Raw genomic sequence first — 16,572 nt, 5'->3', positions numbered from 1 at the left:
AAAAGCTTTTTAGAAAAAAGGACATATTATATGATTCAGAAGCAAATGTTAGTACGAGTACTGATTACTTTTATGATTACGATCACCACTATCAAGTAGCAGGATCAGAAATGACTAATAGTAAAGGTGAGTTATATAAAACAGAAAATACATTCAGTATTTTACCTGATCCTTTTAGAATACTTCCTAAAGGAACTACAACCTATAAAGGAAATGTGAAAATTGCTGAACAAAAAACGATTCATGCCAATAATCACAATCCATCTAACATATATTTACCGAAATATATACAAGCTATTAAAGGAACTGCTGCATTAGAAAGTCGTATCATATATCATAATTATGACGCTTATGGCAATCCAAAAGAAGTAAGTAAAAATAATGGTTCAAAAATCTATTATGTTTGGGGATATCAAGGTACGCAACCGATTGCTAAAATAGAAGGATATACTGCAATGAATAGTACTCAATTATCAGCAATTAATGCAGCTATTATAGCATCAGATGCAGATAAAAGTGCTGCTACAGAAAACACTTTACGTACACGATTAACTACATTACGTAATACTTTTGCCAATACACCAGCACAGGTAACTACATTTACTTATGATCCTTTAATCGGAGTCACTAGTACTACAGATCCTAGAGGATATACTATGTATTACAGTTATGATGAATTCAATCGACTGCATCTAGTAAAAGATCAAGATGGAAACATAACACAAGAGAATAAGTACCAATATAAAAACTAAAAATGCTAAGAAAAATGAGACATATATTATTTATGATTGCAGTATTATGTACTGTAACAATCAAAGCACAACTAGGACCAGTACCTATTGGACCAGGTGATCCTATTGGTTCTGGGGTAACAGCTACTTTCACAGGAGGAGATAAAGCCAATGTAAATGATATTAAAACCTATACAATAAGTATTGATTCAGGTAATATTATAGAAGGTACTTGGAATATAGATGGAGCTATTATTTTAAGTGAATCTACTACTTCTGTTAGAGTACAATGGATTCATAGCGGACATAGTTTTATCACCTATACAGGGAAAAACAATTTTAATCAAAGTTTTTTAGCAGGTCATGTAGTAGAAGTAAGTGCTTCAGCTGTTCCAGCAAAGCCTTCAAATCCAACTATTAAAAGTCAAAATTGTGGTAGTGCTACCTTACAACGTGGACTTCCACCTGTTGGCATAACTTGGTATTGGCAAGGCACTAATGCTTCTGGAACTAGTACTTCTAACTCTAATACTACCTATATAGCTAATACAGCAGGGAAATACTTTTTAAGAGCCAGAAATAATACAAGCGGACAATGGAGTACACAATCTGCGGTTGTACAAGTACAATTAACAGGAGGAAGCCCTAAAACTTGGTATGCTGATACGGATGGAGATGGTTTAGGAGACCCTAATGTAACAAAATTAGATTGTACTCAGCCTTCAGGTTATGTAGTTAATAATAATGATCTATGTCCTACGGAGCATGGTGCAGGTGCGGCTAATGGTTGTCCTAGTCTTGGTAATTTAAGTAATGAAAATTATGTATATACCATTACGCCTCAAAAACCAGTAACTAATACTTCTCAACTTAGTAAAAATAGTGATGCATTAAAAAGTGTGGTGTATTATGACGGGTTAGGAAGAACAAAACAAAGTATTGCTATTAAACAAAGTGCTAGCCAAAAAGATATAATTACCCATTTAGCCTATGATCCTTTAGGTAGAATGGAAAAAGAGTATTTACCCTATGGATCAACAAGTAGTAATGGTTTATATAGAGCCAATGCAGCTACGGAAACCAACAACTATTATAAAGCAAATTATAGGGAAGATATTAATACGTTAACACCTAATCCATTTAGTGAAAAAGAGTATGAAAATTCACCATTAAACCGATTAAAAAAGCAAGCCGCTCCAGGTTATGATTGGCGTATGGGTAGCGGACATGAAATAGAGTTTGAATATAAAAGTAATACCAATAGAGATGTACGCAAATATTATATTACAACTACAGTGTCTAGAAACACCTATTTGCCTACATTGCAATTAAACACGACAGCGGATAATAATTACGGATATTACGAAGCTGGAGAACTGACCAAAACCATAACAAAAGACGAAAATCATAGTGGGACAACTAAAAATCACACTATCGAAAAATTCAAAAACAAACAAGGTCAAGTAGTTTTAAAACGTACCTATAATAACAATGTAGCTCATGATACCTATTATGTATATGACGATTTTGGAAATCTAACTTTTGTACTTCCACCAAAAGCCGAACCACACACAGCCAAACCAGACAGTGTAGAGTTAAGCGAATTATGCTACCAATATAGATATGATTATAGAAACCGTTTAGTACAAAAGAAAATTGCAGGGAAAGATTGGGAATATACCATTTATGATTTATTAGATAGACCCGTATTAACTCAAGATGGATTACAACGTCCAAACAAAAAATGGTTATTTACGAAATATGATATTTTAGGTAGAGTAATTTACACAGGTATCTATACGCATAGCAGTATACTTTCTCAAGGACAAATGCAGGATCTTGTAAATGCTACTAATAATACCGATGCAGAATTATATGAAACTAAATTAACTACAAGTGGTAGCTTAGGTATTTATTATAGTTACAGCGACTTTCCTAAAACCAATTTAGAAGTACTTACCGCAAACTATTATGATAACTATACATTTAACCGAGCAGGAGCAGCTGCAAGTGTAACTAATATTTACGGAGTAAACTCTACGTCATCTACTAAAGGATTAGCTACAGGATCTAGAGTAAAAGTATTAGGTACTGATAAATGGATTACTACGGTAACCTATTATGATGTTAAAGCCAGACCTATTTATGCATATACTAAAAATGATTATTTACTAAGTACGACTAGTGTTAAAAGTAAATTTGATTTTACAGGAAGAACATTAGAAACGACGACAATGCATGATAAAACAGACGATAATTTACCTGTTATTACAATTATAGATAAATTTACCTACGATCATGTAGGTAGATTGCAAAAGCAAACTCAAAAAATAGGTAGTCAAGCAGAAGAAGTAATTGTTTATAATACCTATGATGAGTTAGGACAGCTCAAAAACAAAGGAGTAGGAGGAAGAACTAACCAAAATAGATTACAAACAGTAGATTATAAATATAATATTAGAGGTTGGTTAACCGACATTAACAATAGCGCTAGCTTAGGGGATGATTTATTTGCGTTTAAAATCAATTACAATACGACAGGGCATAGTAGTACAAAACTATTTAATGGAAATATAGCAGAAACAGAATGGCGTACTAAAAATGATAACACACTACGTTGGTACCGTTACAATTACGATGATTTTAACAGGCTTACTAGTGCTATAGACAATGCAAATCGTTATAGTTTAAGCTCCGTTAATTATGATAAAAACGGAAATATTACTAATTTAGAGCGCCGTGGGCATACCAATACAAGCGCGACCAGTTTTGGAGTCATGGATAAGTTAGAATACACCTACGTTAGTAGGAGTAACAAACTAACTAGAGTACAAGAATTATCAGGAGGAAATAGTACTTTTGGATTCAAGAATGGTTCTAACGCTACTACGGAATACACCTATGATGCCAATGGAAATCAATTAAAGGACCTAAATAAAAACATGACATCTAACACCTTGTATAATCATTTAAACTTACCAACCAGAGTAACTATTGGTGGGCAACATATTTATTATACGTATGATGCAACAGGTGTAAAACAACGTAAAATAATACAAGGTGTAATTACAGATTATGTTAATGGTTTTGTATATAAAAAGAGTGGTTCAGGAGCTAAAACTTTAGAGTTTTTAAATCATCCTGAAGGATATACGACAAAATCAGGAAGTTCTTTTAAATATATATATCAATTTAAAGATCATTTAGATAATGTAAGATTAAGTTATACTGATAATGACGATAATGGTAGTGTTTCTACATCCGAAATTATCAAGGAAAAAAATTATTATCCTTTTGGGCAAAAGCACAAGGGCTACAACGACTTAGTTCAACCACATGGAAACTCAATGGCTCAGAAATTTGGATACAACGGAGTTGAGTACAATGAAAGTCTAGGACTTAATCTTCATGAAATGGACTTTAGATTGTATGACCCAGCTATTGGAAGGTTCAATGGAATTGACCCAGTTACTCATCATTCACAAGGAACTAGTGTTGCTTTTGATAATAATCCTATATTTTTTGCTGATCCTTCAGGTGCAGATTCAATTTATAACGAAGAAACTGGTCAGTATGTAATAAATGGTAACGTAGTAACATTTCAAGAAGCGTTAGACTATGCTAATAATGGAGGGAATGCTGATGGAAGTAATAATAATACTCCTGATGATGTTATAACTGTTGACTCCAATGGAAATATAACAAACATTAAGAAACAAGCAGGTGATCACATTGTTTTAGATGAATCTGGTAATAAACTAGAGTTAAATGATAATGAATTTGATCAAGAACAATTAAATCATTTAGTCAATCTTTACGAAGCTTATGGTCAAGGTAAAATCTTTTCTAAAATTAGTGTCAAAAAAATGAACGATATATTACAAGACATTAATATTAGTTCTATTGTAAGTAATTATAAAACAGCTAAATTTTTATCTTTAATAGGAGTACAATTTGCAGAAGAATTGTATCTATTAAATCTAGGTCATGCATCGTTTGATTTTGCTCCTACCATGTCCTATATTTCTGAAAAAAATGGATTTCAAATAGAAGGAGGTCTAATTAAAGATGGTAGAGGAGGATTCTTTAAATTTGGTAATAGCAATACTTTATATAATCTTTATGACGCGGGTAATTTTGTAACTGGTAAAGCATTTAATGCTCTAGGTATGTCTTTAAAACGTGTTTTAGAAGGTGCTAATATAAATAGTAGGATTACTGGTTTTGGTCCTGATACACCTGCAGATCAAAGAGCATTAACCAACGGTTATAAATTTTAATTATTATGATGAAAAATAAATCCATATTAGTCTTTTTTATATTTTTATTAGGTTTAATAAAATATATCCTTTTTAATCATTTAGAAATTTTCCACCCTTTTGGTAAATTAAATAGACTTATTAGCTGGTTATTGATATTACCATCATTTATTCTTGGAACTTATTTTACAATAGTTGTCTTAAAAGATTTTATCACCCAAAAAGAGAAAAAGATTATCAATTTGTTAATGGTTATCCCTTTTGTAATATTTTATTTTTTTTACTTTTCCTAAGGGAATGAATAAATAAAAAACTGATACTGCTCTAATGAGCAGTATCTTTTGTTCATTGAAATAGCTTTAAAATTATAGAAAAGGGTTAAAAATATTTAAAAGCGTAAAAATTTTGTGGGTAGTTGTTCTCCCTTCGGTTTTACTCATCGTGGATATAATTCTATTGTTAGATCATATGGTAATAATACAGCGCAAAAATTCGGTTTTAATGGAAAGGAGTTTGAAGAAGCATTAGGTGTAAATTTAATGGAAATGGATGTTCGTCAGTTTGATCCTATTATAGCTCGATGGACTTCCATAGATCCTATTACACATCATTCTCAATCAACTTATAATGGGTTTGATAATAATCCTATATATTTTGCAGATCCTTCAGGTGCAGATGGTGAACCTACTAATGGATTTGGAGTTGACTTATTTGGACGTTCTGAATATGATGAGTATGGAAACTTCATCCGTGCAAGTGAAAGACAAGCAGTAAGTTCAGGTAGTTCTAGTTCTACTAGTAGTGATTGTGACGATTTTTGTAAAGCGTATGCAAAGTTTAGAGAAACCGTAATTAAAAATGGTGGTGTAGATCCTGAGATGAAAGATGCGTCAAACTATGACTACTCTATTGAACATGAGATGTTTGATAGTGAAAAAGGAGATGATGACTGGGATTATATCAAAAATGGAGAAGTAGGTACAATGCTAGGTAGGTACATTCGAATCTTAAGAAGAGATTGGAATGCGGACAAAGAAGTAAGGAAAGATCTTAATGTTTTGTCTATATTAGCCTTTAGAAGAAGTACTTCAATAAACTTAAGAGGAGGCAAAACATTTAAGGAATATAAGGATGCTAGAGGAGGAACAAGGACATTAACTAATATACAAACTTCATCTGGAGTACAAAGAATAAGTATTGAGTATCACCATGTTTTTTTAACTCAAAGATTACAAAGAAGACTTAATTTACCTAATTGGTTGGTAAATAACAGAATTAACGTATGGAGAATGAATACAGTTCAACATGCCTTACTCGATAAATATAGATTTAAGTTTCTTAGAGCTAGTTTTAAAAAAGACGTAGGTTGGTTTAAGAAATATAATTGGTTTACTAGATTTTAATTTTTTTATTATGTTTAATTTTTTCAAAAGAACTAAAGTACAAGATTGGGAATTAGAGTTGTTAAATAGAATAACTTCTGAAATACCAAAAGAGTTTAATTATTTAAATAAGCAAGTAAACAGTAGTTTGTTTAGGAGTGTTATTCTGGGAGCTAGTGATATACCTGGTTATATAGCCTTTGGTTATAATTATGATATTTATGAAAAGTTTAGTGATAAAAAAACGAATTATAAATTAACAGGTATTAAGGTTTATAATAATAGTACAAATGAATATTTGAACTGTGTAATTTATGTAACAGATAATGTAATAAATGGTTATTCCTTAGATAAAAAGAAAAAATACGATCTAGATCTAGATAAAATTGATTATTCAAACTTTAATAAAACTCTTGGTAACAACTCTGACTATGAGCGCTTTTTGAGTGTTTTGAATTCAAATGAGAAAAATATAATTACTGCTTCTGATGTTTATCTTGTAACTATTCAGGGAAAGGAAATTTTTCATATTAAGGATTTGGAAGATGGAGATTTTATTGGCATGGACATGCATAGAAACATTTATCAAGTTAATCATGACCCTTTAGAGTTAATACCAATTAATAAAGAAATAGTAGATGTTATTTAATTGATATTTACTAAATAAACATGGAATACAAAAAATTAATAGACAAGCATTTTAATGATGTTGTTAAAGGTTTAGATGAAAAAAATTTAGAAGATTATAATTTATGGCATAGTTATGTTAATAGTTTAGAAATAAAACAAAAAGCAACATATTTAGCTTCAATTCTAGATGGTCAAGTATTTAATGGTGGTTTCCATCAGTACTTCCTTAATTCATATGGAACTTTTGCTAATCTTACTTTAGAAATACTAGAAAAGATGAACTCGATTAAGTTATATAAAATACTTTCGAAAGTAATTAATGAAGTAAACTATTTAAAGTTAAATATTGAAGATTTTAATAAGATTATTTTTAATAGAAACTTAGATAAATTAGTCAACTTTGATGATGATTTATATGACTCACTTGATAAATATGATGATTTATATTACCAGTTAAGGGATGATTTAATAAATGATTTAGGAAAGTTTATATCTTAAATTTTAAGTACTTTTAATTTTGAATAAAGTAAATAATAGTTATTATAAAACTAATCTATAGTTTGAAAGAGCCTCTATCTACGAGGCTCTTTTTTTATTTCTAAAAACAGGTTTTTTCCCCTTTTTAAAAAGGGTTTCTACTATTAAGTTTATTATACTTTATTTCACTTGATCTTTGTATGAAGATCATTTTAGGTCTCTCGAATGCACAGAGAGGCTTTTTTTATGTTTATCATATAGAAAAATCACCTTTAAAATTCTACTTCTTCCAAATTTTCTAATTGCTTACTTTCTATAGAATTTAATTTTCCTGAATATATATTGTATTGTAACTCTTCTAAATTTTGAGTTTGATAGCGGTTTTTATCAGTGTATACATAGTGCTTTTTAAAGTCTGGAGATTTCTCTACATAAAAAATACAATCACCATCAAAGGCACTTTTAGAACCGCCTCGCATTTTCCCATCTGCTGTTTGCTGAAATACGATTAAAAATAGTTTCCCTTTTGTAAGTCATATAGATACTAAGAGTGTTGTGTTTTTTTAAAGTAGCTATATCACATTTTGAGATGTATATATGTAATAATAATCACCTTTTTTGGGTGATTTTTTTAGTTAAGGTATCCTTTAGTTTTGTCGGGTATTTAAAAAACATATATAATGAGGAAACATTTTTTCTTAATTTTTGTTGTGCTAACAATCGGGGGGATAGCACAACAAACTTACGTTCCTGATGATAATTTTGAGCAAGCATTAATCGATTTAGGTTATGATTCAGGGACGTTGGATGATTTTGTGCCAACAAGTAATATAGCAAGTGTAATTAGTTTAAATATTCCTCGTAAAGGAATTACTGATTTAACAGGTATAGAAGACTTTCTTGCTTTAAGGGTATTGAATGCATCTGGTAATAGCTTTACAAGTGCAGATATCACTAAAAACACGGCACTGATAGAGGTAAATTTTAATAGTAATTTCGGATTAACAGCACTGGATGTTACTAAAAATTTAGCATTAAAAAGGTTGTATGTTGTTTCTACTGTAATTACGAGTTTGGATGTAACTAAGAATTTAGAATTAGAAGAGTTGTCCACTATACAGTCAAGAATTACTGCTTTAGATGTATCTCAAAATACAAAGCTAACAACTTTGGCATGTTCAGGAATTTCTTTAGAGGTGACTAATAATACATTATTAAAAAGATTTTTAATGTTTGGTTCATCACAAACAACTATTGATCTTTCGAATAATCTAAACTTAGAAGAAATCGATTTTAGAACAAGTAGACTTAATTCATTAGATCTTAGTAATAATACAGCATTAAGAATAGTTAATGTAAGAGCTAATAGTTTAACAGATATTGATTTATCTTCGTTAACTCAATTGGTAACTCTTGATGTTGGTAATAATCAATTGACAAGTTTAAATTTACAGAATGGAAATAACGCAACAATTACAAGTGTTGATATTTCGGGAAATGCAAATTTAACTTGTGTGCAAGTAGATGCAGGTTTTGTTCCTTCAATATCTGCGTGGACAAAAGACGATACAACATTTTATAGTGAAAACTGTACTGCAACCAATATCTTTCAAGAGATTGTGGATACTGACTGGAGTAATGCAGGAAATTGGAATTTAAGTAGGCTTCCTGTAGCTACAGATAATGTTATCATTGCTGAAGGAAAGAAAGCAGTTCTTGATGATAAAAAACAAGAAACAGTGCTTCGTAATTTACGAATTAGATCTGGTGCTTCACTAACCGTAGTAGAAGGAGAAAAGCTAACCATTACTAGAGATGTAATCTCTGAAGGTGTTTTTGAGCTTTTAGGGTCTATGATTATTGAAGGTAATGCAACTGGAGATGCTACATTTCAAAGAAGTCTACCAACTACAGATTGGTATTTAATTGGTTCGCCTGTAATTTTTGAAAGTTTTGAGAATTTTATTGCTAATCACAATTTAGCAACTGGTACAGGAGGAAATTTAGGATTGGGAACCTACATAACTTCAGCTGCTAATATTTGGGAATATCAAAATGCAAGTAGTACAGGTTTTATGTTTTTAGGGAGAGGTTATGGTGTAAAATTAGCTACACCCGGCACTATTTCTTTAACAGGAAAAATAAACAATAATACTACAACTCAGTTGATTTTTAAAGGAACAAGAAATGATTTTAATTTAGCAGGAAATCCTTTTTTTGCAAGTATTAACTCTTCTACATTTATAACTAAAAATACATCCGTACTACAAGAACAAACTATATGGGTGTGGAATGGAAGCCGATATGTAAGTCATAATGCTATGAATCCTATAGATATTACACCAGGAATGGGGTATTTTATTGAAGCTAAGACAGACAGGGCTTCTATTCGTTTTGATAAAAATGATCGTAGACATACTATAGTAAGTAGAGAAAATCCTGTGTCTAAGATTAAGCTATTGATAGATAATGGGGATCAACAAACTGCAACAGAACTATACTATGTGGCTAATAAAAATGTTGGGTTTGATAATGGATATGATAGTAGTTTGTTTGGAGGAGTAGCTTCTGATTTTGATGTATATACAGCATTAATAAATGATGAGAAAGGGAAAAAGTTAGCTATTCAAACATTACCGACCACAGACAAAGAACAATTTAGCGTGCCCGTGGGTGTACATCTTGAAAAGGATCAAGAGATAACTTTTACTGCAGAAATGATGAATTTTCCTGAGGGAACAATGGTGTATTTAGAAGATAAGCAAGCGAATAGTTTTGTAAATCTTTCTGAAAAAGAGTATAAAATACAGCTAACTAAAACAGAAAAAGAAACAGGTAGGTTTTATGTGCATATTTCTTCAAAGCGTTTAAATAATGAAGATAGTATTACTGAAGAAGTAGACAAAGTTCAGATATATACAACAGGCAAGGAAGAAGTTGTTATAAAAGGATTAGAAACTACAGCAGAAGTAGACTTATTTACTTTAGATGGAAAAGTAATTGTACATCAGGAGCTTAAAAAAGCAGTGATACATAAAGTTTCTATACCGAAGATATCAAGTGGTGTTTATATAGTACAAGTAAAGGGAGCTTTAGGAGTGATTACTAAGAAAATACTATTACAATAAAACAATAATGTCATATGGGCAGTAAAAAAGAAATAACGCGTAAAGAAGCGTTACATAAGATAAAAAAATACGGAAAATATACAGCACTAACAGCTTTAGGTACATATTTAATTTTGCAACCTCAAAAAGCACAAGCAGCTTCACCAGAACCTCCAGGAGGAGGTTTTTAATACTAACAAAATCCTAGTGTAACACTTTAATGTTATGAGGTCATAATCATTAAGATTTTAAAAAGCTTATGAAGATCTGAACCATATTAATACTTTAACAATCCCTTAATTAAGTATATGATTTTAGTGGTTCAGTATCTTCATAAATAGGTTGCTAAAAATAAATAAATTTATGTTTAGTTATAGTTAAATTTAGCTAAATATTAAATCCTTATTAATTAAGTGTTGGGTTAAGTTGTTGGTAGTGAAGGTGTTTTAATGTTTGGTGGTTGGTTTTAAATTCGATAAAAAAGAAATAAATAGCACTATTGATAGTTTAAAAACGATTAAATAAACTTTTCTAAAAAAGAAACCCACTCAAAGATTGAGTGGGAAAATTGCTATGAAAAAGAAAAAGACCTAGTACGTCTACTAGGTTAGGCCAAATATATTCTTTTTTTTCTGATTTTAAAAGTAAAAAATGGTGAGATGTGTTTATAGTAGATATTTATTTTCCCCTCTACTTTCCCCCGAAATAAAAAACCCTTGAAAATCAAAAGATTATCAAGGGTTTGGCGGTGAAAGAGGGATTCGAACCCCCGGACCTGTTACAGTCAATGGTTTTCAAGACCACCGCATTCGACCACTCTGCCATTTCACCAGTCGACTAACGATTACTCGTTTGCGGGTGCAAATATAAGAACCTTTTTCAATTAGAGAAAACAATTTTGGATTTTTTTCAATCAATTTTGAGTAATAATTATAATGTGTTTAGTATTAGGTTTTTATTTTGTAATTATAGAAAGAGTAATTAAAAGCATTGTTGGCAGAATATCATTACTAACGATTTCATCACCTTTTTTAGGGTACTCTCAAATGTAGGCAATGGGGCTAATCGTGTCATCATATTTAATTTAAACTTTTCTTTTAGAATTTACATAGGAATTTCAGCTTTACTAGGTTTTTTAATAGGAGAAGAATAACTGTATATACTAAAGGAAAATACATTGTAAAAATATTTTTAATCATTAAAGCAATTTTTATGCTAGGAAAACTTTGGTTTTTCTCTTAATTAACTAAATTCGTTTTAAAATTAAGAAGTATGTTTAATTCCTTTGGAAATATTTTACGAGTATCAACTTTTGGAGAGTCACATGGAGTAGGAATCGGTGGAGTAATTGATGGTTTTCCGGCAGGTGTCACTGTTGATTTTGATGCAATTCAAAAAGAGTTAGATCGTCGTAAACCTGGACAATCAAAAATTGTTACACAACGTAAAGAACCTGATACTGTTGAATTCTTATCAGGTATTTTTGAAGGAAAAACTACTGGTATGCCTATAGGGTTTGTGATTAGAAATACAAATCAAAAAAGCAAAGATTATAGCCACAATACTAATGTGTATAGACCATCTCATGCAGATTACACTTACGATAAAAAGTTTGGAATAAGAGATCATAGAGGAGGAGGTAGAACATCAGCTAGAGAAACTGCAAATTGGGTAGTAGCAGGAGCCTTAGCAAAACAATTATTAGCACATATAGAAATTAATGCTTTTACATCTTCTGTAGGAGATATTTTTCTAGAAAAACCATATCAAGATTTAGATTTTTCGAAAACAGAGGATAATATTGTAAGATGTCCTGATGAAGAATATGCTGAAAAGATGATTACCAAAATTCAGCAAATTAGAAAAGCAGGTGACACTATTGGGGGCACAATTACATGTGTAGCTCAAAATGTACCCGTAGGTTTGGGAGAACCTATCTTTCATAAGTTGCATGCTGAATTAGGAAAAGCAATGCTTTCTATAAATGCAGTGAAGGGATTTGAATTTGGAAGCGGATTCTGTGGCGCAAAAATGCAAGGTTCTGAGCATAATGATATTTTTAATGCTGATGGAACAACCCAGTCTAATTTATCTGGAGGAATTCAAGGAGGAATTTCAAATGGTATGGATATTTATTTTAGAGTAGCATTTAAACCTGTAGCGACCATAATGCAAAATCAGCCGACGATAAATTCTGAAGGTGAAGAAACAGAAATTCAAGGAAAAGGAAGACATGACCCTTGTGTGGTTCCAAGAGCGGTTCCTGTTGTAGAAGCACTTACAGCTTTAGTATTGGCAGATTTTTGGTTAATGAATAGAGTTAGGAAAGCGTAAACTTATCAACATCATTATGTTTTTTACATAACTTGATGTAAATTTAGTCCACTTTTTAGAGTGATTTCAACAAATTGTTGAGGTTGTATCGCGAAGTTTTTAAAACTTTTTCTCGATAAAATCATTCGTTTTATAATAATTTAAAATGATATTTTATGGAGTATATAAAAGGTAGAGGAGCTCAGCACAACACACATAATAGATTTCTACAGCATAGTTATGAAGTCTTAGATGATTTTTTAAACTATTGCGCTATTGAAAATGAGAACTCAGACGATAATAAAACATCGTATCTTGAAATATTTCCAAAAACCATTATCAACAAAGTAAAAAGTCCAGATATTGGAGCTTCATTTTCAATGAATCCTTATCAGGGTTGTGAACATGGATGTATTTACTGCTATGCAAGAAACTCTCATGAATATTGGGGGTATTCAGCAGGATTAGATTTTGAACGTAAAATTTTATACAAGAATAATGCTCATAAATTACTTGAAAAAAAACTGAAAAGTAGAAATTGGCAAGCTGTACCAATTATGCTTTCAGGAAATACGGATTGCTATCAACCTTTGGAAAGAAAACTACAAATTACTAGAAAAATTCTTGAGGTCTTTTTAAAGTTTAAGCACCCTGTAGGAATTATAACTAAAAATGCATTAATACTTCGAGATTTAGAGCTCTTGAAAGAATTGGCTAGTTTAAATTTAGTAAGAGTCAATATTTCTATTACTTCACTTTCTGAAGAAACTAGAAAAACGCTAGAGCCTAGAACTGCTAGTATTAAAAAAAGATTACAAACTGTTGAAGTATTGTCAAAAAATGATATTCCAGTAAATGTAATGATGGCACCAATTATCCCAGCAATTAATAATCATGAAATCTTACCATTAGTAAAAAAAATAAGTGAACTGGGAGCAAAATCCGTGGCATATACAGTAGTTCGGCTTAATGGTGCTATTGGCGAGATTTTTTCTAAATGGGTGAGAAAAACATATCCTGATAGAGCAGATAAAATATTACATCAAATAGAAGATTGTCATAATGGAACTTTAAATGAATCTAGATTTGGGGTACGAATGCGAGGAGAGGGTAAGTTTGCAGAACAAATAGCAATGCAATTTCAATTGGCAAGGAAATTATATTTAAAAGATAGTGTGTTGCCACCATTGGATTGTTCTTTATTTGATAAAAATCAAACAAATCAAATGTCTTTGTTTTAAGAATTTATTTCTTATACTACATTAATTTTTGCCTGTAGAATTTCAGTTATTTTTATGCGGATGTAAATAATTTCAAAACCCTTCAAGATTTTACTTTACAAAAAAAGCCTTCTAAATTTAGAAAGGCTTTTTAAAATTATGAGGTATTTTTCTTATTTAATGTCTAAAAATATTCCTCCAGAGAATGAAGGATTAGCAGCAATTATGCTACCACTAAAAGCTGAATCAAAACTAGCAGAAACTCCTAAATTTTTCGTAAAATAGTATGCTGCTTCAAATCCAAAGCTGCTAAATTCAATATTATTAGCAAAAATACTTCCATTGCTATTTACAGCGTTTAAGGTTCCGTTTTTAAATGATTTTAAAATATTTAAACGAGTAATCAACCAAAGTTTAGAATTTAAAACATTAATTCCAGCTTCTAAACCCGTTCTGAATTCATCAGAAAACCCTTTAGATCTATTATTATATCCTAAGTATGATTTAGCATAAAAAGGCAAACCATGTAAAGAAGTACTATACCCTAATGATGTAGATAAATATTGATTGAATTCACCATCACCAGTTTGAAAGTTTCCATCTGTTCCTGCATTTTCATCTCCAGTTGGTAACCCTAGTAAAAGTTTTACAGAAGCAGCCCAATTCCCTTTTTTATAGAAACCATAATTAATTCCGATATCCATATCTCCAAAAGACGTCACTGATTCACCTTCACTAATAACTTCTCCAGTAGTACCAGAAACTTGATTGTTTTCAGAAGTACTGGTTAAAAAAGGAACATAAGCAATTAGATCAATACGATCACTAATTCCATATTCTGCGTAAATATTAGTGTTGAATTGAGTTCTTGTTGCATTTGAATCTATGGCACCAGTATCTGTATAATGTTGGTCAGATTGTAAATACCAAGCTGATAATTTATAATATCCGTTACCTTTTCCTTTACTCCATTGTGCGTAAATATTGCTTCCTAATACACAAACTAAGAGTGTAAGTATAATATGTTTTCTCATATGATTATTCAATTTTAGCTTCTCCAACTTTCACTTTAAAAGGCTTACACCAGTATAATAGGTGAGTGAAATCATTAATTCCTGTATTTTCTATGATATAAGTATGTCTTCCGTTGAAAATGCTGACAGGAGCTACTTCTTTAGCATTGTTAACAGTGCTAGGATTGTTAGTTAGGTATAAATACAAACCAGGTAAACTAGTAGAAGCTCTGTAGTTATCATTAATAACTAATTCTAAGTTATTGGTGCCTGGTATTTCTTTTAAAGTAAAGGTCCCTTCAAGTACATAGCTACTAGTAGTTCGTATAGTACCTGTTTTTTCATTACTATTGCCTTTTACGGTAACTATATCTTCAGCGGTTATTGTAGTTCCTGTTGAACCTATAACAGAAGCGGTTATAGTTGCTTCTCCAGCAGAAATCGCAGTGATTTTACCATTATTGTCTACACTTAAAATATTTGTATCTGAGCTACTCCAAGTAACAGTTGGTGTTTGCACCGTACCTGTATTATCTGTGTATGTTGTATTATATTGATGAGTTTTAGTAATATCAATTTCTACAATAGGATTATTAATACTTAATTTTTCTTGAATTGGAGTTACAGTTACTTCATCTTCAAAAAATACTTCTTGTCCACTACTTCCAGTAGTTGAAACTTTTATGGTTGCGGTACCTAAACCTGTTGCAGTAATTAATCCTGTATTGGAAACAGTGATTATAGTATTATCAGAACTACTCCAGCTAACAGTTGCACTTTCCACATCGTTAAGCATATTAGTGTAAACTGTTGCATATTGATGTGTATTATTGATGATAATCTCTTGAATAACATTTGAGATGACTATTTTTTCTTCAGCAGCTACTACTTCAATAGTTTCTGTATTGATAACTTCTTTTCCTTCCTCGGTAGTAACTTTAGCAGTTACCGTAGCAGTTCCAATTGCATTAGCAGTTAATAATCCACTACTATTTACAGAAATTACACTTTCGTCAGAAGAAGACCAAGTAATAGTTGGAGAGGTTAATTTACCTACATTGTCGGTGAATCTTGTTTGATATTGATGTGTCTCTTTTATCGTTAATTCGTTAACTGAGTTGTTAAACGATAGTACTTCATCTTGCTTATCATCAATAATATCATTTTCAATACAGCTTTGAAAAAGAATAAGTGATAGGAGGAAAATAGTCCACTGTTTCATTAGTTCTGTTTTTAATTAGTTCTCTCCTTGGTCGAAACAAAAACAAAACGTTTACAGGAAGGCAGAAGGATAAAAGTTAAATTAAAACTAAAAACGATAGTTAGTGTTAAAATGGAATGTTAACTATTTAATTATAAATGATATATATTTCGGTATGTGATGGCTAGAATAGAGATTTTAGTATTGTATATAAAACACCTAATTTTATACGTAATAAA

Annotated in this window: 11 protein-coding genes, 1 tRNA gene and 1 pseudogene; 9 read left to right on the top strand and 4 right to left on the bottom strand. The window is 30.9% G+C overall.

Annotation, left to right across the window (positions count from 1 at the left end; all coding sequences use genetic code 11):
- From BVC87_RS23550 to BVC87_RS20170, 5 genes and pseudogenes are all read left to right on the top strand, one after another.
- Window positions 1-752, top strand: a pseudogene (locus BVC87_RS23550) (hypothetical protein); the annotation flags it as partial.
- A 14-nt stretch (window positions 753-766) separates the two neighbouring features.
- Window positions 767-5,011 (top strand): DUF6443 domain-containing protein, encoded by a 4,245-nt coding sequence (locus BVC87_RS20185; RefSeq protein ID WP_159439397.1) that lies wholly within the window; start codon window positions 767-769, stop codon window positions 5,009-5,011.
- 386 nt (window positions 5,012-5,397) lie between these two features.
- A complete protein-coding gene (locus BVC87_RS20180) occupies window positions 5,398-6,393 on the top strand; it encodes an RHS repeat-associated core domain-containing protein (RefSeq protein WP_075344219.1) in 996 nt (331 codons plus the stop codon).
- A 10-nt stretch (window positions 6,394-6,403) separates the two neighbouring features.
- A complete protein-coding gene (locus BVC87_RS20175) occupies window positions 6,404-7,021 on the top strand; it encodes a hypothetical protein (protein ID WP_075344218.1) in 618 nt (205 codons plus the stop codon).
- A 20-nt stretch (window positions 7,022-7,041) separates the two neighbouring features.
- Window positions 7,042-7,500, top strand: coding sequence for a DMP19 family protein (locus BVC87_RS20170; protein WP_075344217.1), 459 nt, complete (start codon window positions 7,042-7,044; stop codon window positions 7,498-7,500).
- Between the two features lie 251 nt (window positions 7,501-7,751).
- Here the strand turns inward: BVC87_RS20170 and BVC87_RS20165 are convergent, their stop codons facing one another.
- Window positions 7,752-7,958: a hypothetical protein gene (locus BVC87_RS20165; protein ID WP_075344216.1), complete on the bottom strand. Its 207-nt coding sequence runs from the start codon at window positions 7,956-7,958 to the stop codon at window positions 7,752-7,754.
- A gap of 201 nt (window positions 7,959-8,159) precedes the next feature.
- On the opposite strand from BVC87_RS20165, the gene BVC87_RS20160 reads away from it, so the two are divergent.
- Together BVC87_RS20160 and BVC87_RS23720 are read left to right on the top strand one after the other, a co-directional pair.
- The gene (locus BVC87_RS20160) at window positions 8,160-10,607 is read left to right on the top strand and encodes a T9SS type A sorting domain-containing protein (protein ID WP_075344215.1); all 2,448 of its coding nucleotides are present in this window, start codon (window positions 8,160-8,162) and stop codon (window positions 10,605-10,607) included.
- A 14-nt stretch (window positions 10,608-10,621) separates the two neighbouring features.
- On the top strand, window positions 10,622-10,777 hold the full coding sequence (locus BVC87_RS23720; protein WP_200799215.1) for a hypothetical protein: 156 nt from the start codon (window positions 10,622-10,624) through the stop codon (window positions 10,775-10,777).
- Window positions 10,778-11,329: 552 nt separating this feature from the next.
- Here the strand turns inward: BVC87_RS23720 and BVC87_RS20155 are convergent.
- Window positions 11,330-11,417 (bottom strand) — tRNA-Ser (locus BVC87_RS20155).
- Between the two features lie 441 nt (window positions 11,418-11,858).
- On the opposite strand from BVC87_RS20155, the gene aroC reads away from it, so the two are divergent.
- A complete protein-coding gene (gene aroC, locus BVC87_RS20150) occupies window positions 11,859-12,920 on the top strand; it encodes a chorismate synthase (RefSeq protein ID WP_075344214.1) in 1,062 nt (353 codons plus the stop codon).
- A 155-nt stretch (window positions 12,921-13,075) separates the two neighbouring features.
- The gene (locus tag BVC87_RS20145; RefSeq protein ID WP_075344213.1) at window positions 13,076-14,140 is read left to right on the top strand and encodes a PA0069 family radical SAM protein; all 1,065 of its coding nucleotides are present in this window, start codon (window positions 13,076-13,078) and stop codon (window positions 14,138-14,140) included.
- A gap of 152 nt (window positions 14,141-14,292) precedes the next feature.
- On the opposite strand, the gene BVC87_RS20140 is transcribed toward BVC87_RS20145, so the two are convergent.
- Together BVC87_RS20140 and BVC87_RS20135 are read right to left on the bottom strand one after the other, a co-directional pair.
- Window positions 14,293-15,153 (bottom strand): transporter, encoded by an 861-nt coding sequence (locus BVC87_RS20140; RefSeq protein WP_143569860.1) that lies wholly within the window; start codon window positions 15,151-15,153, stop codon window positions 14,293-14,295.
- 4 nt (window positions 15,154-15,157) lie between these two features.
- The gene (locus BVC87_RS20135; protein ID WP_075344211.1) at window positions 15,158-16,354 is read right to left on the bottom strand and encodes an Ig-like domain-containing protein; all 1,197 of its coding nucleotides are present in this window, start codon (window positions 16,352-16,354) and stop codon (window positions 15,158-15,160) included.
- Window positions 16,355-16,572 lie beyond the last annotated feature (218 nt).

The sequence above is a fragment of the Tenacibaculum agarivorans genome (genome assembly GCF_001936575.1).
Taxonomy (GTDB): Bacteria; Bacteroidota; Bacteroidia; order Flavobacteriales; family Flavobacteriaceae; genus Polaribacter; species Polaribacter agarivorans.
Note: the sequence above shows the minus strand (reverse complement) of the source record. Positions and strands in the feature narration are given on the sequence as shown.